This is a genomic window from Dehalogenimonas sp. THU2 (assembly GCF_039749495.1).
In the GTDB taxonomy this organism is placed as follows: Bacteria; Chloroflexota; Dehalococcoidia; order Dehalococcoidales; family Dehalococcoidaceae; genus Dehalogenimonas.
Genome location: NZ_JBDLLU010000009.1, coordinates 64,381 through 85,029 on the forward strand (window position 1 = coordinate 64,381; position 20,649 = coordinate 85,029).

20 protein-coding genes are annotated in these 20,649 nt (G+C 54.1%); 11 read left to right on the forward strand and 9 right to left on the reverse strand.

What is annotated here, in order from left to right; translation table 11 throughout:
• Positions 1-48 precede the first annotated feature (48 nt).
• A complete protein-coding gene (locus ABFB09_RS06155) occupies positions 49-2,637 on the reverse strand; it encodes a glycoside hydrolase family 38 C-terminal domain-containing protein (RefSeq protein ID WP_347000625.1) in 2,589 nt (862 codons plus the stop codon).
• Between the two features lie 203 nt (positions 2,638-2,840).
• On the opposite strand from ABFB09_RS06155, the gene ABFB09_RS06160 reads away from it, so the two are divergent.
• The 10 genes from ABFB09_RS06160 (at position 2,841) to nifU (ending at position 14,066) form a co-directional block, all read left to right on the forward strand.
• On the forward strand, positions 2,841-3,212 hold the full coding sequence (locus tag ABFB09_RS06160; RefSeq protein WP_347000626.1) for a DUF1622 domain-containing protein: 372 nt from the start codon (positions 2,841-2,843) through the stop codon (positions 3,210-3,212).
• 154 nt (positions 3,213-3,366) lie between these two features.
• On the forward strand, positions 3,367-7,119 hold the full coding sequence (locus ABFB09_RS06165) for an MASE3 domain-containing protein (protein WP_347000627.1): 3,753 nt from the start codon (positions 3,367-3,369) through the stop codon (positions 7,117-7,119).
• Positions 7,120-7,201: 82 nt separating this feature from the next.
• Positions 7,202-7,609, forward strand: coding sequence for a response regulator transcription factor (locus ABFB09_RS06170; RefSeq protein WP_347000628.1), 408 nt, complete (start codon positions 7,202-7,204; stop codon positions 7,607-7,609).
• Between the two features lie 235 nt (positions 7,610-7,844).
• Positions 7,845-8,288 (forward strand): Rrf2 family transcriptional regulator, encoded by a 444-nt coding sequence (locus ABFB09_RS06175; protein WP_347000629.1) that lies wholly within the window; start codon positions 7,845-7,847, stop codon positions 8,286-8,288.
• Positions 8,289-8,339: 51 nt separating this feature from the next.
• On the forward strand, positions 8,340-9,638 hold the full coding sequence (locus ABFB09_RS06180; RefSeq protein WP_347000630.1) for an O-acetylhomoserine aminocarboxypropyltransferase/cysteine synthase family protein: 1,299 nt from the start codon (positions 8,340-8,342) through the stop codon (positions 9,636-9,638).
• A gap of 10 nt (positions 9,639-9,648) precedes the next feature.
• Positions 9,649-10,791: a homoserine O-acetyltransferase gene (locus ABFB09_RS06185; RefSeq protein ID WP_347000631.1), complete on the forward strand. Its 1,143-nt coding sequence runs from the start codon at positions 9,649-9,651 to the stop codon at positions 10,789-10,791.
• The gene (gene metW / locus ABFB09_RS06190) at positions 10,788-11,381 is read left to right on the forward strand and encodes a methionine biosynthesis protein MetW (protein WP_347000632.1); all 594 of its coding nucleotides are present in this window, start codon (positions 10,788-10,790) and stop codon (positions 11,379-11,381) included. The genes ABFB09_RS06185 and metW overlap by 4 nt, the downstream gene beginning before the upstream one ends.
• A 12-nt stretch (positions 11,382-11,393) precedes the next feature.
• Positions 11,394-12,404 carry a cysteine synthase A gene (gene cysK, locus ABFB09_RS06195; RefSeq protein WP_347000633.1) on the forward strand — a complete coding sequence of 337 codons (1,011 nt, stop codon included), beginning with the start codon at positions 11,394-11,396 and terminating at the stop codon, positions 12,402-12,404.
• Between the two features lie 37 nt (positions 12,405-12,441).
• Positions 12,442-13,623: a cysteine desulfurase NifS gene (gene nifS / locus ABFB09_RS06200; RefSeq protein ID WP_347000634.1), complete on the forward strand. Its 1,182-nt coding sequence runs from the start codon at positions 12,442-12,444 to the stop codon at positions 13,621-13,623.
• Positions 13,624-13,634: 11 nt separating this feature from the next.
• Entirely contained in the window at positions 13,635-14,066 is a 432-nt protein-coding gene (gene nifU, locus ABFB09_RS06205; RefSeq protein WP_347000635.1) for a Fe-S cluster assembly scaffold protein NifU, read from the forward strand.
• Between the two features lie 109 nt (positions 14,067-14,175).
• On the opposite strand, the gene ABFB09_RS06210 is transcribed toward nifU, so the two are convergent.
• The 6 genes from ABFB09_RS06210 to ABFB09_RS06235 form a co-directional block, all read right to left on the reverse strand.
• A complete protein-coding gene (locus ABFB09_RS06210) occupies positions 14,176-14,859 on the reverse strand; it encodes a TIGR00730 family Rossman fold protein (protein WP_347000636.1) in 684 nt (227 codons plus the stop codon).
• A 19-nt stretch (positions 14,860-14,878) separates the two neighbouring features.
• Positions 14,879-15,451 carry a DNA-3-methyladenine glycosylase I gene (locus ABFB09_RS06215; protein WP_347000637.1) on the reverse strand — a complete coding sequence of 191 codons (573 nt, stop codon included), beginning with the start codon at positions 15,449-15,451 and terminating at the stop codon, positions 14,879-14,881.
• A 58-nt stretch (positions 15,452-15,509) separates the two neighbouring features.
• Entirely contained in the window at positions 15,510-16,328 is an 819-nt protein-coding gene (locus tag ABFB09_RS06220) for an AAC(3) family N-acetyltransferase (protein ID WP_347000638.1), read from the reverse strand.
• Positions 16,329-16,346: 18 nt separating this feature from the next.
• Positions 16,347-16,721: a metallopeptidase family protein gene (locus ABFB09_RS06225; RefSeq protein ID WP_347000639.1), complete on the reverse strand. Its 375-nt coding sequence runs from the start codon at positions 16,719-16,721 to the stop codon at positions 16,347-16,349.
• Between the two features lie 55 nt (positions 16,722-16,776).
• Complete coding sequence (locus tag ABFB09_RS06230; protein ID WP_347000640.1) at positions 16,777-16,995, reverse strand: hypothetical protein; 219 nt, start codon at positions 16,993-16,995, stop codon at positions 16,777-16,779.
• A gap of 178 nt (positions 16,996-17,173) precedes the next feature.
• Positions 17,174-17,389, reverse strand: a complete 216-nt coding sequence (locus ABFB09_RS06235; RefSeq protein ID WP_347000641.1) for a copper ion binding protein — start codon at positions 17,387-17,389, stop codon at positions 17,174-17,176.
• Positions 17,390-17,571: 182 nt separating this feature from the next.
• Here ABFB09_RS06235 and thyX point away from each other — a divergent pair, with 182 nt between their 5' ends.
• Positions 17,572-18,156, forward strand: a complete 585-nt coding sequence (thyX, locus tag ABFB09_RS06240) for an FAD-dependent thymidylate synthase (protein WP_347000642.1) — start codon at positions 17,572-17,574, stop codon at positions 18,154-18,156.
• A 12-nt stretch (positions 18,157-18,168) separates the two neighbouring features.
• On the opposite strand, the gene ABFB09_RS06245 is transcribed toward thyX, so the two are convergent.
• Entirely contained in the window at positions 18,169-19,014 is an 846-nt protein-coding gene (locus ABFB09_RS06245) for a radical SAM protein (RefSeq protein WP_347000643.1), read from the reverse strand.
• A gap of 76 nt (positions 19,015-19,090) precedes the next feature.
• Positions 19,091-20,398 carry a radical SAM protein gene (locus tag ABFB09_RS06250; RefSeq protein ID WP_347000644.1) on the reverse strand — a complete coding sequence of 436 codons (1,308 nt, stop codon included), beginning with the start codon at positions 20,396-20,398 and terminating at the stop codon, positions 19,091-19,093.
• Positions 20,399-20,649 lie beyond the last annotated feature (251 nt).

The window sequence follows — 20,649 nt, forward strand, 5'->3', positions numbered from 1 at the left end:
AGTGTCTCGTAGCAGAGATAGAGGCGGACGCGTCAACGACTTGGAATTTTAGAATATGACTTTCAAACTCACGATTTCAAAGGGTTTGATTTTCAGTTTAATAACGCCTTCCGCGCAAGCAACATCACCTTCCTCATCTTCCAGCAAATTCACCAGACGCACCGCAGAAGGATGACGGATCAGGCTTTGTTCTTCCGCACTGAGTTCGGTCGTACCCCGGGCTGATTTGAAAAAGTGGATATCGGCGTCGGTCTTCTCCCCATTAGCTTCATAAAGGCGCAGGATGATGCCGCTGCCGTCTTCCGCTTTCTTACAGGCGGTTAAAATGACGTTGCACGGATTGATCTCGATGAAGGAGAAGGCCTCCGGAAATACTTTACGCCGCCGCCGCGCGGGATGAAGTTGAAAAGCCATCAAACCGGTGTTCACTTCATGCCCATGTTTATAGGATTGCCCGTCCTGCCAGCCGCCCCGGTGGGGATACAGTGAGTACTCGAATTTATATTTTTTGAATTCCTGGGCATCGGGGGTGGGCACCGCCGGTCCGGTAGTACCGTCGGATGACAGCATGAGGATGCTCCTGAGAAGAGTCGTGTAAATCGCGCCGCCCTTGACCTCATGCGAAGGTAACCCCCTGTTGATAAGCGTAATCCCCCGGTCGGCATCGGAATAATCCACCCAATTGAGCGCGGGAAAGATGCCGCACGGTTTTTCCTGCCAATCTTCCTCTACTATCGCCGCCGACTGATCCGTGTTGCGGCTGACCGCGCCGAACTGGATCTCCGACGTATATTCCGGGGAGCGGATATCGGTAGCGAATTTGACCCGGAGTTGAATCTGCGGATGACGGTTATCTATCTTAGTAATGCAATCAATGCGCGGAATATCATGATAAACCACGATAGTTTTAGAAACAGACAGATAACTGTGACGCCACAATACCGGCCGCAATTTATCCTGCATCCGATACGGCCAGATCAGTGAATAATAATCGCTCTCCAACCGGATGATACGCCGCAACGGCGTTTTTTGAATATCGAAATGCTTCATCCGGAATTTACCGAAAGTGACCCCGGCTTCACTCTCCGTCCGGATATCGCCCGCCAGATTCTGCCGGTGATAATAGAGGTCGCCGGTCTCTTCCTCGATGACCAACTCATTACCGCGTAAGAGATGCTTGCCGTCCAGGAACACATCGAGAAGTCCGGTACCCGGATCGATCTCAAGGCGGAAAAACTGGTTCTGGATGCTATTGCCGCGGGTCTTGAGCCGGGATCCGGCGGCGGGCTGGATGCGATTTTTGTGTAAACGGTAGGTCCGGAAACCGAAGGCCGGCACGGAAGCGACAAATCCGAGTTTGATCGAATGGACGGAATCGTCGGAATAGCGAGTGGTCTCCAACACCTCGATCTCGATTTCATCTCCGCCGCTTTTAAGCCCGCCCAGACGCTTCACGATCCCAGGGTCAAAGCCCAGTTCAACCTCAACCCAATTCTTGACCGGCCAGGATAGAGGATTGAAGACGATGATATCATCCGCCGAAGCCAGATTGTCCTGGATCAATTCCAGGAAACTATTCAAGATCTGGGAAAGATGAATCTGCAGATATTCAAAATGATGATGGGCTTCCTCGTAGCCTTCATCCATACCGGTACCCGGCGCCACATCATGGAAAGCGCCCCACAGGATTTTTTTCCAGTTATCGCGAAACTCATCGGTGGGATAAGGCACACCCAGGAGCCAGCCGATGGTGACCCATTTTTCACAAGCCAGAATCATTTGTTCATAATGGCGCAAATTCTGTTTGAGCCAGATGCGGCTGGAGGTGCAATACGGGAAAACCCGAGAGTAGCGCCCGGAATACTGCTCGCCGTGGCGAACTTCCAATCCGCCCGCTGATTTTTCCATCGCCTCGAAAAAATCGGAGGCCCGGGCGACGACCATGCGAGCGTCCTCATGAGCACGATTCCACTTCCTTACGGCGGAAATGGTTTCCGGCTGGGGCGGTATCGATCCGCTGCCGGAAGGCATCAGGATATGATCCGTGGCGGCCACCGATTTCAGCCGGTGATAGCTGTCATCTAGTTCTTCCAGGAACAGTCCAGCCCGATACCCCAACGGCATCCAATGAGTCAGAATGCGGCTTCCATCCAAACCCTGCCACCAGAATTCGGTCGGCGCATCCCGGTCCGCGCCGCGGCGAAAAGCGAAATACTTGTATCCTGATTTCAAATAAATCTGCGGCATCTGCGCGTTGTAACCGAACGCGTCAGCGCCCCACATCACTGGCGTTTCAACGCCGAGCTTCTCGCGGACATAGAGCTTCCCGAACAGTATCTGCCGGACCAGCGTCTCCCCGCCGGGCAGCATGGTGTCGGACATCAGGTGTTCGCCCCCGGCGATCTCGATCTGACCGGTCTGGGCATACCTTTTAATGCCGTCGAACAGGCTGGGGCTCCGGCGTTCTATCTCCTCGATAAGCGCAGTCTGCTCGATAAGAAACCGGTAGCCCGGATCAGCCATCAAATCTATAGCTGGCTTAAGTATTTTTTCGATATTGATATAAAAATAGTCTTCTTTGGTGAAAGCCCAAACGGCGTCATAGTGGCTATGGGGCACTAAATAAACAGTGTGCAAATCCGTCTCCTTCGCCGTGAGACTAAAACTTTACCTTTCTATTATAGCGCGTAATAACTTTTTGCCAACATAAATATTTCCATAACCGGTACGGTCATCGGAAATCGAATTCGATTTGACCTTAGTTCCCGTGTGGTTTAGCATGGTATCTGTAATGAAACAGGCGCCATGTTCGGAAAAACCGTCGGAAAGGCTCCGGAATTATGCTTGATACCCTGTCACTGGCAGTCGGCATAGCCGCACTGGCGGTAATCGTCTGGGGAGTCCTGCTGGGCGGCGGCGAATTGATCCAGTACGAATACTACCGTTTAAGATCTATCCCTACCCGCCTCAATTTGAATGAGATCCGCCATATCGTCGCCTCTTACCTCCTCCTGGGTCTGGAATTTCTGATCGCCGCCGATATTATGCGCACGGTGGCCGGTCCGACCCTGGAGGAACTGGCGGTACTGGGCGGACTCGTGGTGATCCGGACGGTCATAAGCTTCTTCCTTGGGCAGGAAATAAGCGAAATACGCCCAACGCCCCACGAGCGGATCGCCAAGGGAACTGGAAAAGAGAAGAAGCCTTTTTAATCCCAATACATCAGTCACAACAAACCGCCATCAACATGGGATAAACATCCCGGGGTGTTCCATACGATTGAACCGCTCAAGCGGTTATTATATACTTGCCAAAAGCTTATCTCTGTTGTCGTGTATATAATCCCATTAATGAACCGAATGCAGAATGAAAGATAACGCCAGACCGAGTTCCATTCCACTCCCTGTCCGGCCTGTAATCGCTGGAATTCTGGCTTTTGCCGGAATGTATATCCTCAGCCGCAATGATTATCTGCTTTTTCACAGCTTCATCGAACTCATCAGCGTGGCTGTGGCATTCGGGATTTTCCTTATCGCCTGGAATGCCCGCCGTTTTTTAAGCAATGATTACCTCTTGTTTATCGGCGTCGGATTTTTGTTCGTCAGTATTCTCAGCGCAATGCATACCCTGTCCTACCGGGGTATGGGAGTGTTTGAAGGCTATGAACCGACCGACCTGGCGGCCAAGTTCTGGATCGCCGCCCGATATCTCCAAAGTATCACCCTGCTCATGGCGCCGGTATTCATTTACCGCCGCCTGAATACAAACGCCGCCGTCGGTATATTCGGCCTGATAACCGGTTTGGTGATCGTCTCGGTGCTGGTATGGCAAATTTTCCCGACAACCTTCGTCGCCGGAGAGGGATTGACACCGTTCAAGGTAACCAGCGAATTCGTTATCTCCGGGATTCTGTTGGGGGCTATCTTGCTGCTCCGCCGTAACCGGGACCGTTTCACCGGCAGTGTGGTGCCTTACCTAACTGCAGCCATGGGAATCAATATCGCCGCGGAGATGGCCTTCACTCTCTATTCCGATGCCTTTGGTTTTTTCAACGCATTAGGTCATTTCCTATTGATAGTGTCCATCTATTTTATTTACAAGGCTCTCATCGAGACCGGCCTGACCCGACCCTTCGCTCTCATGTTCCATGACCTGAAGCAAAGGGAAGAAACACAAAAAGAACGGGCCGCCGAACTGACCAGGGCGAACGACCAGTTGGCCATGGAGATCTCCGAACGCAAAAAAACAGAAAGCCTTCTCGCCCAGCGCGAAGCCCAATTGCAGCTCAAGCTGGATTCCATCATGTCACCGGAGATGGAGCTGGGTGACCAGGATCTAGCCGCCATCTTTGATCTTCCAGTAGTTCAGAAAATGATGGAGGATCTGTACAGAGTCACAGGGGTCGGGTTTTCGATAATCGACCTCAAGGGCACCGTGCTGGTTGGCACCGGATGGCAGGAAATCTGCACCGAATTCCACCGCAAGAGCCCGGCCGCTTGCGCCAACTGCATCGAGAGCGATTTGGCGCTGACCCGGGGGGTTAAAAAGGGAGAGTTCAAGACCTACAAGTGCAAGAACAACATGTGGGATATCGTCACGCCTTTGTACATCGGCGACAAACACATAGCTAACGTTTTCACCGGTCAGTTCATGTTCGATGACGAAACACCGGACCTGGAAACTTTCTCCCGCCAGGCTGAGGAATTCGGTTTCGACAAAGCGGCATACCTCGACGCGCTGAACCGGGTGCCGCGCCACAGCCGTGCGAAAGTAGCCGATCTGATGGACTTTTTCACTCGTTTTGCGACCATGATCTCCGACCTGGGCTACGGCAATCTCAAGTTGGCCAAGTCGATCGCAGACCAACAACAAACCGCCAAGGCTCTTGGAGAGATACAGGCTGATCTGAACCGCGCCCAAGAGGTGTCCCACCTGGGAAGCTGGCGCATGGACATCCAAAAGGATGTCCTCACCTGGTCGGACGAGACCTACCGTATGTTCGAGGTGCCTCCGGGAGAATCGATGACTTACGAGCGATTCCTGGGTTCCGTTCACCCCGGCGACAGGGAATTTGTCGATCAGAACTGGCAGGCGTCGATCAGGCGAGAACAAAAATACGATATTGAACACCGGATCATAGTGAACGGTAAGCTTAAGTGGGTTCGAGAGAAGGCGGAACTTGAATTCGCTGACGACGGGTCGCTCCGGGGCGGCTTCGGCATCGTCCATGATATCACCGATCGTAAAAAAGCAGAAGAAACGATTAGAGCCGCGGCGGAGGAATGGCAGGCGACATTTGACTCCATCACTGACAGCATCATGCTGTTAGACCCCGAACACCGTATCATCCGGGCTAACCGCGCCTTCTCGGAGACTTTCGGTCTGTCGAGCGAAGCGGCGGTGGGTAAACACTGCTACGAGATCGTCCATGGCACCGCACATGCCCCGATTTTTTGCCCTCACGCGCGGACAATGGATTGCGGCGCCGAAGCCAAAGAAGAATTCCTGGAACCAAAGTTGGGCATCTACGTCGAAGCGACAACACTGCCCATTATCGACAACGCGGGCAAATGCACCGGCTCGGTGCACATTGTGAAGAACATTCACGAGCGAAAGACTGCTGAGGCCGAACGGGAGGAGTTGCTGCGGCAGGTAGAGAACCAGCGACAGCTATTAGAAAGCACCCTCGACCAGCTTCCTTCAGGCGTGGTCATCCGTGACGTCACCGGCAACCTGGTCATGGGTAACAGTGAGATCGTCAGGATCTTCGGGCCGCTGCCGCATAATATTTCGGAATTCGATTCGAAATGCTGTTATCACAAGGACGGGACGCAATACACTCCGAACGACTGGCCGATGAACCGTACCGTGACCACCGGCGATTCAATAGAGAATGAAGAAATAGAGATCATCCGCGATAACGGTGACCGCCTGACCATCCTGGCAGCCACCGCCCCGGTGCGTAACCAGGCCGGAGACGTCATCGCTCATGTCGGCGTCTTCCACGACATCACCGAACGAAAGGTGATCGAACAACAGGTAGAGGTTCTCTCACGGTTTCCGGCGGAAAATCCCAACCCGGTGTTGCGGGTTAACGCCCAATGTATCCTGTTGTACGCCAACCCGGCCAGCGTCCATGTCGTGGAAGGCTGGAATGTTACTGTGGGCGGAAAGCTGCCTGATGGTCTATGCAAGGTAGTCACCGCAACATTGGAGTCTGGGGACGATAGGATAATCGAAGAAGATTGCGGCGGCCGGACTTTCAGTTTCGTCTTCACCCCCATCAAGGAGTACAGATACGTCAACCTCTATGGAAGGGATATAACCGAACGCAAACGAGCGGAACAGGCATTACTAAACCTCACATCCGAACTGGAAAACCGCGTCGAGGAACGCACCTTTGAATTGGAAACTGCCCATACCAAGCTCCTGGAGCAACTGGAATTCCGGGTCCAGGCCGAGGAGTCCCTGAGGTCATTGTCCAGCCGTCTGCTTAATATACAGGAAGAGGAGAGACGCAATATCGCCCGGGAGCTTCACGATCAGACAGGACAAAGCCTGACCGTCCTGAAACTGATGCTGGGACGGGCAGACCGGGTTGCACCGGATGAGATGAAACCCCTCCTCAAGGATATTTCCGGCATGACGGCTGAGATCATCAAGCAAGTACGCACGTTGTCGCTCTCACTTCGGCCGGGCGTCCTGGACGACCTGGGCTTGGTGGCTGCCATGGAATGGTTATTTAAACAGCTTCACTCCCAGGCTGGACTCTCAGTGCATTTCGAACACGATGCCCCTGACCGGTTCTCACCGGAAATCAGCATCGCCGTCTACCGGATCACCCAGGAATCACTGACCAACATTATGCGTCACGCTGGTGCCAAAGAGGCGGCGGTGACACTGACTTTAAAGGGCGGAAAGCTAATATTACGAATAGAAGACCGGGGGCATGGGTTCGATGCCGCTACGCTGAAATCCGGAGGTTCCACCGGTTTATCCGCCATGCGTGAGCGCGCCGCGCTGCTTGGCGGTACCTGTGTTATAGAATCAGAGCCGGGCAAAGGTACGGTTATCACCATTTCGTTGCCTCTTAACGCATCATATTTACGTACCAGCTGATACAGAATTAGGTACCTTTACGGATTCACATCAGGTGAAGTTCCGTTATAATTAGAGCATGAACAATTAGGGTGTGTTAGACATGACAAGCATATTATTAGCCGATGACCACAAAATCGTCAGGCAGGGCGTCAGGGCCCTTTTAGAATACGAGCCGGACTTTGACATTGTGGGCGAGGCCGGCGACGGCGCCGAAGCGCTGGCGATGCTGGATAAGATCCGGCCGGACGTGCTGGTGACCGATCTATCAATGCCAGCTTACACGGGAATTGAGCTGGCAGAAGAGATCAGGAAGCGACGATGGCCGACCAAGGTCATCATCCTTTCCATGCACGGTGATGACCCATATGTGCTCCGGGCGCTTTCTTCCGGCGCCAGTTGTTATGTGCTGAAAGAATCCGGGGTCGAGCATACGGTGATCGCCATACGCAAGGCGTTGGCGGGAGAGCGGTACGTCAGCCCGCCGCTGGTGATGCCGTCGCAACAATAGGTTTGTTCGATACCGCTGATTCCGGCCGACCCAATATCCTGCGGATTTCACAACTGATGTGCTATGCGATCTCTCATGTGATCTAATTCCCGTAACCCCCTTTCAAAATACCATTTTTGCACTGCGTCTTTAATCGAAGATTCGATTGGGACAAACTGCTTGCCTTGACATTAGTCCTATTTGTTGTTAATATCAGTTTGTTGATGAGTTTTATCAACTTTCGGTGGAGGAACCAATGAAACTAAGCACCCGTGCCCGATACGGCACTCGCGCCCTTTTGGACCTGGCGCAACACTACGGCGATCAGGTCATCCCTTTGAAGGACATTGCCCGGCGGCAGGAGATATCCCTGCCTTATCTGGAGCACCTGGTTGGACCACTTGTGGACGCCAAGCTCATTCAATCCATCCGTGGCGCCCGGGGGGGCCTCAAATTAGCCAAATCCCCCGATCGTATCCGGATGAGCGAGGTGGTCTGCCTGCTGGAAGGCCCCATCGAACCGGTGGACTGTATCCAGAGCCCCGACAAATGCGATCGGGCCAAGTTCTGTGCGACCCGGGACATCTGGGGTGACCTGGGCCGGGCGATGAACGAGGTTCTGGAACAAACCACATTGGCCGACCTGGTGCGCCGCCAGGAAGCTAAGCTGTCTCCCGATGCGGAGATGTATTACATTTGAAAATCCGAAATCCGAATGTCGAAATACGAAACAAAGATCAGGAGATTTGAATTGAGCGCTCACAGATTGGAAACCATCGTTGTTCATGCCGGTCAGGAAACGCCCGACCCGGCTACCGGCGCCCGCGCCGTGCCCATATATCAGACGACCTCCTATGTTTTCAAGGACAGTGATCACGCCGCGAACCTCTTCGCACTGAAGGAGTTCGGCAATATCTATACCCGCATCATGAACCCGACCACCGATGTCTTCGAGCGGCGGATAGCCGCAATCGAGGGGGGAGTCGGCGCACTGGCGGTAGCCTCCGGTCAGGCGGCGGAGACGCTGGCTCTTTTGAATATCACCCGCGTCGGGGATGAGATCATCGCTACCAACAACCTCTACGGCGGCACTTACGAACTGTTTCATTATACGTTTCCTAAACTTGGCCGTGAAGTTAAATTCGTCCCTTCCGGCGATTTTGACGCCATCAAAAAGGCGATAACGCACAAAACCCACGCCATCTTTGCTGAGACCATCGGCAATCCCAAGCTGGACGTGCCGGATTTTGAAGCTATCGCAAAGATTGCCCATGACGCCGGCATCCCATTCGTGGTCGATAACACCGTCGGCGTCGGCATAGTCAAACCCTTCGATTTCGGCGCCGATATCATCGTAGCCTCAGCCACCAAGTATATCGGCGGTCACGGCACCAGCATCGGCGGGGTTATCGTCGATTCCGGCAAATTCGACTGGGGCAACGGCAAATTCCCTGATTTTACCGAACCCGACCCCACCTACCACGGCTTGAAGTTCTGGGAAGTTTTCGGAAATTTCCCAGGCATGGGCAACGTGGCTTTTATTATCAAAGCCCGGGTACAGATGTTACGCGACATCGGCGCCTCGCTTTCACCCTTTAACGCCTTTCAGTTCCTGCAAGGACTGGAAACCCTGGCGCTAAGGCAGGAAAGACACTCCGGGAACGCACTTAAAGTCTCCCGGCACCTGCAACAGCACCCGTTGGTGGAGTGGGTGGTCTATCCCGGTCTGCCGGACAATCCCAACCATCCGATAGCCAAAAAGTACCTCGGCGACAAATTCGGCGGGCTGGTGGGTTTCGGCATCAAAGGCGGACTGGAAGCCGGCCGGAAATTCATCAATTCGGTGAAGTTGTTCTCCCACCTGGCCAACATCGGTGATGCCAAGAGCCTGGTCATTCACCCGGCCTCAACCACCCATCAGCAACTTACACCTGAGGAGCAGGCGGCTACAGGCGTCAGCCAGGATTATATCCGGTTGTCGGTGGGTATCGAACACATCGACGACATAATCGCCGATATCGACCAGGCGCTGAAGGAAGCGACTCTCTAGCGAGTTTTCCATGACAGAGAACGTTAAGGCCCTCGATATCGTCCGAACCGAATATTTCACAATCGACCGGCTGGAATTGGAATCCGGGGAAGTCCTGGCGCCGGTGATCCTGGCTTATGAGACCTGCGGCAAACTTAACGCCGCGCGGTCGAATGCTGTCCTGATCTGCCATGCACTGACAGGAGATGCCCATGTGGCCGGAACTAACACCGCCACCGGCAAACCCGGCTGGTGGGATACCATGGTCGGTCCGGGCAAGGCTTTTGATACCGATGAATTGTTCATCATCTGTTCCAATGTGATCGGCGGCTGCCAGGGATCCACGGGTCCATCATCCCCCAACCCGGCCACCGGCGAAGCCTACGGCCTGGATTTTCCGCTCATCACCATCGGCGATATGGTAAATGCGCAGGCGAAACTCATCGAACACCTGGGCATCGAGAAACTATTAAGTGTGGCCGGCGGCAGCATGGGCGGCATGCAGTCCCTTACCTGGGCAACCAGCTACCCCGAACGCATCGGTTCGGTCATCGCCATCGCCACTACTGCCCGGCACTCTCCTCAGCAGATAGCTTTCAATGAGGTCGGACGCCAGGCGATCATTGCCGACCCGAATTTCAATAACGGCCGATACTACGGGGGCAAGACTCCCGAACGCGGGCTGGCGATGGCCCGGATGGTGGGCCATATCACCTACATGAGCGACGAGTCGATGGCCGATAAGTTCGGCCGCCGTTTCCGCGAAGGTCACGGGGGGACCGGGAAGTTCGCCGCCGATTTCGAGGTAGCGACTTATTTGCAGTATAAAGGCGACAATTTCGTCAAGCGCTTCGACGCCAATTCCTATCTCTATATCACCCGGGCTATCGACCTGTACGACCTGGCCGGGGAGCGTGATCTGCCCTCGACACTGGCCGGAGCCCGTCATGCCCCGTTTCTGGTATTGGCCTTCAAGAGCGATTGGCTTTACCCTGCCCACCAGTCCAGGGAGTTGGTGCGCGGCTGTAAACTTGCCGGTATCGACGTCACCTACTGCGAGATCAATTCCACCTACGGTCACGACGCTTTTCTGCTCGAAGTTGAAGAGGAGACCCATCTGATCAAACATTTTCTGAAGAAAATCAGCCGGGATACGGCGGGGGGCACCCGATGACGGAAGTCGTAAGAAAAGACCATGAACTCATCGCCGGATTGATAAAACCGGAAGCCACGGTGCTCGACCTCGGTTGCGGCGATGGTGTGCTCATGGCATTTCTTCAGGAGCACAAAGCCGCCAGGGTGCGCGGTATCGAGATATCCGAACAGGCCATCTATAGCTGTGTCGCCCAGGGTTTATCGGTGTCCCATCAGGACATAGACAACGGGCTTACCGAATACGGCGATAAATCGTTTGATTATGTCATCCTGAACCAGTGCTTACAGCAGGTCAAGGACCCGCAAACGGTCATCGCGGAAGCCGTACGGGTGGGCAAGAAAGCTATCATCGGTATTTCCAATTTCGCCCATATCTCGGCGCGCTGGCAATTAGGCGTAACCGGCCGGGTGCCGGTAACCCCGGCCTTACCCTACCAGTGGTACAACACTCCGAACCTTCATTTTTTGAGTCTGGCTGATTTTATGGTTTATTGTCAACGTAATGGAATATTGATCGAAAAACAGTTATTCGTCAACGGAACGTCGAAGGTCCGGCTGCTTCCCAACGTTTTCGCCCAAACTGGTATCTTCCTTATCTCAAAAAAATAAAAGGAGAATAACATGGCGATTGGAAACATCAAGACAGTATCCTTCCGCAATAAGCAATTTCCGGCACTGACGCGCGGTATTGCCGCCGATATCACCGAAACCATCGGTAACACACCGCTGGTGCGCTTGAACCGGGTTACCGACGGCGCTGCCGCCGAAGTTGTGGCTAAGCTGGAGTCTTTCAACCCGCTGCATAGCGTCAAAGACCGTATCGGAGTGGCTATGGTCACAGATGCCGAAGCCAGGGGAAACCTGAAGCCCGGGGCTACCATTGTTGAACCGACCTCCGGCAATACCGGCATCGCCCTGGCCTTCGCCGCCGCTGCCCGCGGCTACCGGCTCATCCTGACCATGCCTGAAACGATGTCCATGGAGCGCCGCCAACTTCTGGCTATCCTGGGGTCGGAAATCGTGCTCACTCCCGGAGCCGAGGGCATGGGCGGGGCGATACGGCGAGCCCAGGAAATGGTGGATAAAAACCCCGGTTATGTCATGCTGCAGCAGTTCAATAACCCGGCTAATCCTGAGATTCACCGCCTGACTACCGCCGAGGAAATCTGGCGCGACACCGAAGGCCGGGCTGATGTCCTGATCTCAGGCGTAGGTACGGGCGGCACCATTACCGGAGTCGCCGAGGCTTTGAAAATTCGCAAACCGTCGTTCAAAGCTATCGCAGTGGAACCGGAAGCCTCCCCGGTGTTGTCCGGCGGCAAACCCGGACCGCATAAGATACAAGGCATCGGCGCCGGTTTCGTGCCCCAGGTTTTGCGCACGGACCTCATCGATGAGATAATACAGGTAAGTAACGAGAATGCGGGCACCACCGCCCGCCGCCTGGCCCGGGAAGAGGGTATCCTGGCCGGCATTTCTTCCGGTGCCGCTGTCTGGGCGGCGGTGGAAGTGGCCAAACGGCCGGAGATGAAAGACAAGCTCATCGTGGTGGTACTGCCGGATACAGGCGAACGCTACCTTTCCACCTGGCTGTTCCAGGAGGTCTATCCCGCCAATCAGGTGAGTGTATAGGGATATATGCTTCGGATTTAACTTAAGAGAGCTCAGTATGAGACAAGTATATCTCGATAATTCGGCAACGACACCAATCGACCCTCGGGTCAGATCGGCTATTTTGCCGTATCTTGAAGACCAATTCGGCAACCCTTCCTCTGTCCACAGCGCCGGCCAAAACGTTCGCGCCGCGGTGGAGGAAGCCCGTGAAAAAGTGGCAGCTCTGATCGGAGCCCGGGCAGATGAAGTCTTTTTCACGAGCGGGGGTACCGAGGCCGACAACTGGGCCATCAAGGGCACCGCCTGGGCAAAGCGGGAAAAAGGCAATCACATCATCACTTCCGCCATCGAACATCACGCCGTTATCGAATCCTGCCACTACTTGTCCAAGCACGGATTCGATATCACTCTTCTGCCGGTGGACGAATACGGACTGGTTGATCCTGAAGAGGTCAAACGGGCGATCACCGAAAAAACGATCCTCATCTCGGTGATGCACGCCAATAACGAGATCGGCACCATCCAGCCGGTGACGGAAATAGGCCGGATCGCCAGGGAACGCGGCATCCTGTTCCACGTCGATGCGGTGCAAACCGCCGGCCATCTCCCGGTGAATGTCATTGAAATGAACGTCGATCTGCTTTCTGTCTCCGGACACAAACTCTACGGGCCCAAAGGCATCGGCGCCCTGTATATCAAAAAGGGCGTCAGGATCGATCCCCTGATGTCCGGCGGAAGCCAGGAACGCGGTAAGCGGCCCGGCACTGAGAATGTTCCCGGTATCATCGGTTTCGGTAAAGCGGCGGAATTGGCCTTGGAGGACATGAGCGGGGAAACAGAAAGACTCACCGTCCTACGGGATAAGCTGGCAACGGAACTCCAAACACGCATCCCGGACAGCCACTTGAACGGCCATCCGACACAAAGGCTGCCCAATAACGTCAACATCTCTTTCAAGTATGTGGAAGGGGAATCCCTGGTGCTCAACCTGGATTTCGATGGTATCTACGCCTCTACCGGCTCAGCGTGCAGTTCGTCCAGCCTGGAGCCATCGCATGTCCTGCTGGCCTGCGGGCTTATCGCCGAAGAAGCCCACGGATCCCTGCGCTTCAGCCTGGGCAAGTTCACCGAGGCGGAAGATATCGAAAAAGTTATCGAAGTACTGCCCGGCATCGTGAAGAAATTGAGAGCCATGTCGCCGCTTGCACCTTCGGCAAGCTCGGGCGCAGGCAAATAGGAGAAAACAAAATGGCAAGCGGACCCGCTTCCTACAGCGAAAAAGTCATCGACCACGTCAAAAACCCGCGCAATATCGGCGAGATGGAAAATCCCGACGGCGTCGGACGCGTCGGCAACCCCGTCTGCGGTGACGTCATGGAGCTTTACATCAAGGTCAAGGACGGCATCATCACCGACGCCAGTTTCAAAACCTTCGGCTGCGGCGCCGCCATCGCCACGTCTTCAATGGTGACCGAGATGGTCAAAGGCAAGACCATCGAAGAAGCCCTGGAAATATCCAACAAGGCTGTCGCCGAAGCCCTAGGCGGCCTGCCGCCGGTCAAGATGCACTGTTCTGTGCTGGCCGAGGAGGCTCTCAGAAAAGCCATCGAGAACTACTACGAACGGCGGGGTGAGAAGCCGCCGTTCGAGATGACGGTCAGCGAAGAACATCATCATTAAATCCAGTAAGGTTTCTTTTCAAAGAGACTGCCCGTAAGGCAGTCTCTTTGTTTTTCCATAGTGAGTTCCCCGGAATAACTCCGGGTCAAATCGACAATAGATATCGGATTTATTTTTCCAACGCCATTCTGCCCAACACCTTGTGCTCCTCATACCAGGTCTGGATCACGGAGACCACTTCGGCGGGGTCATCGCAAACTCGCAGAAGTTCAAAATCACGCTCGGAGACATAGTTCCGGGACAAAGCCGTGCTCTTCAGCCATCCCAGGAAACCGTCCCAGAATCGGCTGCCGAAGAGGATCACCGGGAAGGGCTTGATCTTCTCGGTCTGCATCAAAGTCAGCACTTCGGTAAGCTCATCCAGCGTACCAAGGCCGCCGGGCATTATGACGAAAGCGATGGCGTACTTCACCAGCATCACCTTGCGGGTGAAGAAATGGTTGAAGGTCAGAGATATGGTGGCGTACTCATTTTTGACTTGTTCTTCCGGCAGGACGATATTGAGGCCCACCGAAGTAGCGCCCGCCCGCGCCGCCCCCTTGTTGGCCGCCTCCATCACCCCCGGCCCGCCACCCGTGATGATGGAGCAACCACCCTTCCCGAGGCCATAGGCGATGGCTTCAGTTTGAGCATAAAGTTCATCATCCTCTTTTATGCGGGCTGATCCGTAAATGGTCACCGCCGGCCCGATCCCGGCCAGTTTGTCGAAGCCATCGACAAATTCGCCGATGATGCGGAACATCCGCCAGGACTCTTCTTTGCCCAGTTCGTTGATCTCGTAATCGTATGGCATGTCATTCTCTCCGTAAAAATTAAGCGCCGGTATTCAGTTCATTGAACCTAAAACAATCAATCAGGTGGTCGTTGACAATACCGACGGCCTGGAGGTGGGCATAGATGATGGTAGAGCCGACGAACTTGAAGCCACGACGTTTGAGGTCGGCACTGACATGGTCGGAGAGGTCAGTTTTAGCCGGTAACTGCCCAAGGCTGGTCCAGCCCCCCACCACCGGCCGGCCGCCGGTGAAACCCCAGAGGTATTGATCGAAGGTGCCGAATTCTCGCTGGACTTCCAGGAAGCGCCGGGCGTTATTCACCGCGGCGGTGATCTTCATCCGGTTGCGGATGATGCCGGGGTCGGCGACCAGGGTTTCAATCATGGCATCATCGTAGGCTGCCACAGCGATGGGGTCGAAGCCGGCAAATGCCTTTTCAAACGCCAGGCGTTTTCGCAGGACGGTTAGCCATGACAGGCCGGCTTGGAAAGCCTCGAGTACCAGGAACTCGAAGTGCTGGCGGTCATCGTGAACCGGCGTGCCCCACTCCTCGTCGTGGTACTTGATCATTATGTCACCGCCGGATTCCGGCCAGGGACAGCGTTTCATGCCGATATCGATGGTGTATCCCCCTTAGTCCCCCTATTTCAGAAGGGAAAATTCTGATCTATTTTCGGTTGGCGGTCATCCAGGCAACAGCGAAATCCACCAAATCACGCTGGGGCATCAGGCGGACCTCTGCCAGGCCGATGCGGCCGATGATCACCTTGTCGGGGTGGGTGGCTTCGAATGCGGCGCCGATAGCATCGAAATCATCAGAATCATCGCCGAAGTCCTCGAGTATCTGCCAAATGCGCCGTCCGTTCTCCATCACCGGCGCGCCTCCGCGTTCAACCTGTTTACCGGGATATTCGGCGCGGAATTCAGCCAGATGCAACGAGGTATTGTTGGCGTGTCCGGCACCCAGCATCAGGACGGAACCGCCTAAATCGTAAACCCTGCCAAGCGGACTGTTATCGCCGAAAGCGTAATCCAGTGGGTGATCGGCGGTGATGGCAGCCGCCAGCGGCCCCATAGCGGCAAAGGAGACCTGGGGATGGTTGCTTCTGACAACTCCAGGCCATTTCCGGAAAGTCTCCGGTATGACACCGATGGCGCGTGTCGGGGTGATCCCGGGGTCGAAGACCGGCATGGCGTCGCGGATTACCGGCCACCAGGATTCCGGCACTGGTGGGTTGCTCCAGGCCACCGGATCGGAATACTCGCCCGAATGAGCGGGCATGACCAGTGTCCCTTCTTGTCCCACCGCCGCTCTTAAAGCCTGGATGACCGCTACCGGACCACCGCAGACCCAGCCCAGGGCGCTCAACGACGAATGTACCAGTAGCAGCATACCAGGTTCGACGCCGAGGTCTATCAGGTCGGCAGTCAGCGATTCTATGGTTACCGGCATACCGCTGCGGCTGATCGCTTCAGCTTCAGACATGGGCATTCCGTCCGAAGGTCATGATTCCTTCTCCCAGCCTTCCTCGATCTCGTCGAGTTCCTCGTCGGTCATGCCGAAGTGATGGGCGATCTCATGCCTTACCGTTTTTTCAACTTGGTCGACGATCTCGGCGTCCGAGGCGCAAACAAGTTCTATCGGTTTCTGAAAGATAGTGATCTTATCCGGCAGCACCAGGCTGTAATGCGTATCGCGTTCGATCAATGGGATGCCTTCGTACAGGCCGAGGAGTCCGTTGCTATCCGAACCGTCAGCCTGTTGACGATTCGGATAGTCCTCAACGATCACTTCGACGTTATCAAGAAGGTCGAAGAACTCGTCCGGAAGTTTATCAAGGGCACGGGAGACGAGGTCGGAGAAGCGTTTTCTGTCCATGTGATCAGTGATTATTTCAGTTCAACGGTCTTTCGTAAGAACCGGTGCTCTTTAGTCAATTGTTACTGATGTTTTCGCCGAGGGCGGCCCGGATCTCCATGATGCGGCGTTCCACCTTGGATAGCTCCTGCTCCAGTTCCTTGCGGCGGCGGGCGGCTTCGGTGGTGAAGATGTGGTCGAAGAGGATTTTCTGACCCAACAGAGTTTTACGTCGCGCCAGGAGACCGGCTTCTTCCTGGTGGAATTGCGATTTATAGTCTCCCGCGTCCGGCATGATTGTTCCTCACTTGGATGCATTATAGATAACCGGGATGCAAGATACAATCGGTAGAGAAATTGGACACGATAAGACCAATCTTCTTTTCAGGATTATTGGCGAATACTGCAATTCCAGCTATTACTCGTTGGGTGTTTAACGGTGCCCCGACTTCGGCATGAGGAAGGCACACTACTCAACCCACGCCGTAACCCGCGTCCGTAACAGCTTTAGCTATATCCGTGAACATCGCCTGACCGGGATCGTACTCGACACTGAGTGTCCCAGACGCCAGGTCTACTTTAGCTTCACTTACGCCTTTCACCTTACGCACAGCCTTCTCTACCGCCGCCACACAATGACCACAGGAAAGCCCAGTTACTTTGATCGTTTCCTTTATGGTGTCAACCATGTGTGTACCTCCAACAGTGCCAATTTAAGAATGATGCCAGCTATTTTCCATTAAACCCCAGATTCCGCGTTTTGGCAAACTGCCGGCGCCGCCCAAAGACGATAAAAATCCCAATGTTTTATCCGGACCCTCCCGGAGGTTATAATAACCGGACTGATCCGCATGAACAGGGAGACAATACCATGGATTACAACGTCGAAGTCAGGCTGCTGGCGGTAACCCCGGACAGCGAATCCCTCACGGAACAGGCCGGACGGCTTTGCTATGCCAGCGGCGACAAGCTCGGCACCAAGGAAGGCTGGCTGGCGGCGCGGATCAAGCAAGGCCATGACAGCCTGATCGAGCACGCCTCCGCTACCTTTTTTATCAGGGCTTCACGCGTAGTGACCCATGAACTGGTCAGGCATCGTATCGGCAGCTATTCACAGCGAAGCCAGCGTTATGTCAAAGAAACCGAAGCGGAGTTCATCACCCCGCCCGAACTGGCTGCGTTCGACGGCGCCCCCGAGATTTATGAAGCATCGATGGCGGCAGCTTGGGAGGCTTACCGTAAGCTGTTGCAGGCCGGAGTGAAGGCAGAGATAGCCCGCTATGTGCTGCCCAACGCCTGCGCCACGGAGATCATCTGCACCTGGAACTTCAGGGAGATCCGCCATATAGTGAAACTGCGCTCCGGACCCGCCGCCCAACCGGAGATGCGCGCCGTGGCCGCCAAGATCAGGGACATCATGAAAGAGCAGGCGCCGGGGATCTTCGGGGATCTGTAAACACGCGCCTTATTAAACCAGTTTTATCGTCTCGTATATGGGTTTCTCATCTCCTCGGACACAAAAGACCTTGTCGAGATGTTTCCGGGCCACCACCCCAACTTTCTCCATATCCTCAGGTGTAGGGCGCTGCCAGGAATTACCGAGGGTCCGGATGTGGGGCAATATGATAAACGGGATGGTACGGTCGATGCTGGCGATGAATTCTGCCATGCGTTCGGTTTCTTCAATATCGACAAGACCGGGCACGAAAACCGATTCAACGATCAATTTCATCCCGGATTCATGCAGCTTTTTAAAGTTTTCCAGGATTACCTTATTCGATTTACCTGTATGAGCGATATGCAGATCGTCATCCATAGCCTTAAGGGATATCTCAATGGAATCCGTGTGACTCAAATCATCAGGCAACTGCAGCGCATTGGTCAAGAGGATGTTATGGGTCCCGTATCTGCGATGCAGTTCACGGGCAATCTCAGGATACAGGGGATCAAGAGCGGCCTCCGCTCCTTCCATGACCACGTGTTTTACTTCCCGTCCTTCAAACAGAGCCATGACTTCATCGAACGTCAGGAACTTAGTTGGCGGGCTGGCCCAGTTTACAGGCTCCTCATTCGGCACATTAATATATTCTTCAAGCATCAGGCTGTGGATATTTTTTTGGCGATAGCACCAGCGGCAGGCGAGATTGCATCCCCAGAAGAAGAGCACGATCTCTTTTGCGCCCGGGGTGTAGGTGACGTGATAGACGTTGGTAGTCCGGGGGGTTACGCCAGGTGAGGTATCGAATTGGGTAAGGCCGGCCAGGCCGAAACTCTCCGCCAGGTTTTTGGGAGGCGTACTATTTAGCTCTTCCATGATCTATTCGTGTTCTCCTGTCATTCATTTCGTAATAAAGTCAGAGTAAATGTTTTCCGGTGATTACCGAAAGTCGTTATGTAGGTCCTTTTCCCTGTCCGGGGCAAGCGACGAATGGTAAAGAAACCGTTGTTCGATCGGTATCCGCGGTTTCATCGTCTTCCCGGGATGGGATCTCTGCCATAAGCTCATTGATGCGTTTTTTTAACGCTATATCCGTAGTGACATCCTGGGCGTACGCGGCATAACGAAACGCTTTGGATGATTTCCCAAGGCGAAGAGCCGCGACGGACGCAAGATAGGTGGCCTCGGCTGTCTTGAACGGACGCGTGGCGCTGTCATAATTTTCAAGCGCGATTTCCGGGTGATCTGATTGAAGAGCGACGTTCATCGAATCCGTCAGACTGAGCGGGTTTGATGACACATCTTTTTGAGCGATGCCATCATTCCAGGCAAGGCACCCGCCCTGACATCTGCCCTCCTGGTGATGCACGCATTCCAAGCAATGCGTGAAGCAGCCTTTCATACGAAGACCGGAGTCCGTATTGTCCAGGAACCACTGCCGAATCTCATACTCGTTCCTGAAATCGGTTACTTTTCTTCGATCAGCGGTCGACAGGGCAAAGCATCTCAATACGTCCAATTCCGGAGTCACATCCAGGATTGGTTCACAGATACCCAGGCGGGACGCGGTTCCGGCGTGGTATTGCCTTACCCAGGCCAGATCTTCTTCATTAAAAAAGCATAACGGTAAGGAACAATCAAGCATCGCCTCAATACCCAGGCTTGCTGCCTTCCGAAGCATATCGACGCAGCGTTCAGCGACCAATTTGAAGTCCCCCGGATGCACCACATTGGAAGGCGCATTGAGTTGCGGGTTGGCAAGTGTCCATCGAAAACTGGAGCGGCCAAAGCGGTAAGCCAGTTCCGGCATGAAACTGGTGTCAAAATCCGGCCGCCAAACGTTAAATCCCAAACCGACAACAAAACCCTTGCGGATGGCCAGTTCGACATTGCGTATCACTTTGGCAAAATGCTTGGGATTTGCATAATCCCGAGGTTCATTGATATTAAACACGAGGGCTACCACGTTAGGAGATAAAGTATCAAGTAAGTGTTTATTGAATATCCCGCCTGTCAGAATATTCAATCCAGTCATTGGAGATATCTGGCGGAACTGCTTGACCATTTCACCCAGTTCAGGATGAAGAAATGGCTCCCCACCGAGCAATGAGAGATACTGGACCCCGGCACTACGAGCCCATTTTGCGAATTTCAGAAAATTATCCGGAGAGATTGACCCTTGCTTGCCCCGTTGACGTTCCCCGGCTTCAAAACAATAAGGGCAGGAATTATTACACGCCCTCACCAACACCAGATTCATGGTAAAACCTCTGACAATTCCTGACGCATATAACCTTCCTAGTTTATTACTTTAGGGGATTGTTGTCTATTCAACCTGCCAAACTAATATAAATCGAGGCCCGGTTAATCACCGGGCCTCGATTGTCGATACACCATTTCTTATTGTAGAAATTTGTATCAGGCGGTCTTTCTGTTTCTCCTCCAGACCAGCATGCCGGCTACCGCCAGCAGGATCAGAGAGGGAAGGCCAAGCGCCATGAGCAGATAACC

Coding starts and splice junctions, on each gene's coding strand:
- ABFB09_RS06160 (WP_347000626.1), top strand. CDS start 2,841: ATGCTTGATACCCTGTCACTGGCAGTCGGCATAGCCGCACTGGCGGTA.
- ABFB09_RS06165 (WP_347000627.1), top strand. CDS start 3,367: ATGAAAGATAACGCCAGACCGAGTTCCATTCCACTCCCTGTCCGGCCT.
- ABFB09_RS06170 (WP_347000628.1), top strand. CDS start 7,202: ATGACAAGCATATTATTAGCCGATGACCACAAAATCGTCAGGCAGGGC.
- ABFB09_RS06175 (WP_347000629.1), top strand. CDS start 7,845: ATGAAACTAAGCACCCGTGCCCGATACGGCACTCGCGCCCTTTTGGAC.
- ABFB09_RS06185 (WP_347000631.1), top strand. CDS start 9,649: ATGACAGAGAACGTTAAGGCCCTCGATATCGTCCGAACCGAATATTTC.
- metW (WP_347000632.1), top strand. CDS start 10,788: ATGACGGAAGTCGTAAGAAAAGACCATGAACTCATCGCCGGATTGATA.
- cysK (WP_347000633.1), top strand. CDS start 11,394: ATGGCGATTGGAAACATCAAGACAGTATCCTTCCGCAATAAGCAATTT.
- nifS (WP_347000634.1), top strand. CDS start 12,442: ATGAGACAAGTATATCTCGATAATTCGGCAACGACACCAATCGACCCT.
- nifU (WP_347000635.1), top strand. CDS start 13,635: ATGGCAAGCGGACCCGCTTCCTACAGCGAAAAAGTCATCGACCACGTC.
- ABFB09_RS06210 (WP_347000636.1), bottom strand. CDS start 14,859: ATGCCATACGATTACGAGATCAACGAACTGGGCAAAGAAGAGTCCTGG.
- ABFB09_RS06215 (WP_347000637.1), bottom strand. CDS start 15,451: ATGAAACGCTGTCCCTGGCCGGAATCCGGCGGTGACATAATGATCAAG.
- ABFB09_RS06220 (WP_347000638.1), bottom strand. CDS start 16,328: ATGTCTGAAGCTGAAGCGATCAGCCGCAGCGGTATGCCGGTAACCATA.
- ABFB09_RS06225 (WP_347000639.1), bottom strand. CDS start 16,721: ATGGACAGAAAACGCTTCTCCGACCTCGTCTCCCGTGCCCTTGATAAA.
- ABFB09_RS06230 (WP_347000640.1), bottom strand. CDS start 16,995: ATGCCGGACGCGGGAGACTATAAATCGCAATTCCACCAGGAAGAAGCC.
- ABFB09_RS06235 (WP_347000641.1), bottom strand. CDS start 17,389: ATGGTTGACACCATAAAGGAAACGATCAAAGTAACTGGGCTTTCCTGT.
- thyX (WP_347000642.1), top strand. CDS start 17,572: ATGGATTACAACGTCGAAGTCAGGCTGCTGGCGGTAACCCCGGACAGC.
- ABFB09_RS06245 (WP_347000643.1), bottom strand. CDS start 19,014: ATGGAAGAGCTAAATAGTACGCCTCCCAAAAACCTGGCGGAGAGTTTC.
- ABFB09_RS06250 (WP_347000644.1), bottom strand. CDS start 20,398: ATGAATCTGGTGTTGGTGAGGGCGTGTAATAATTCCTGCCCTTATTGT.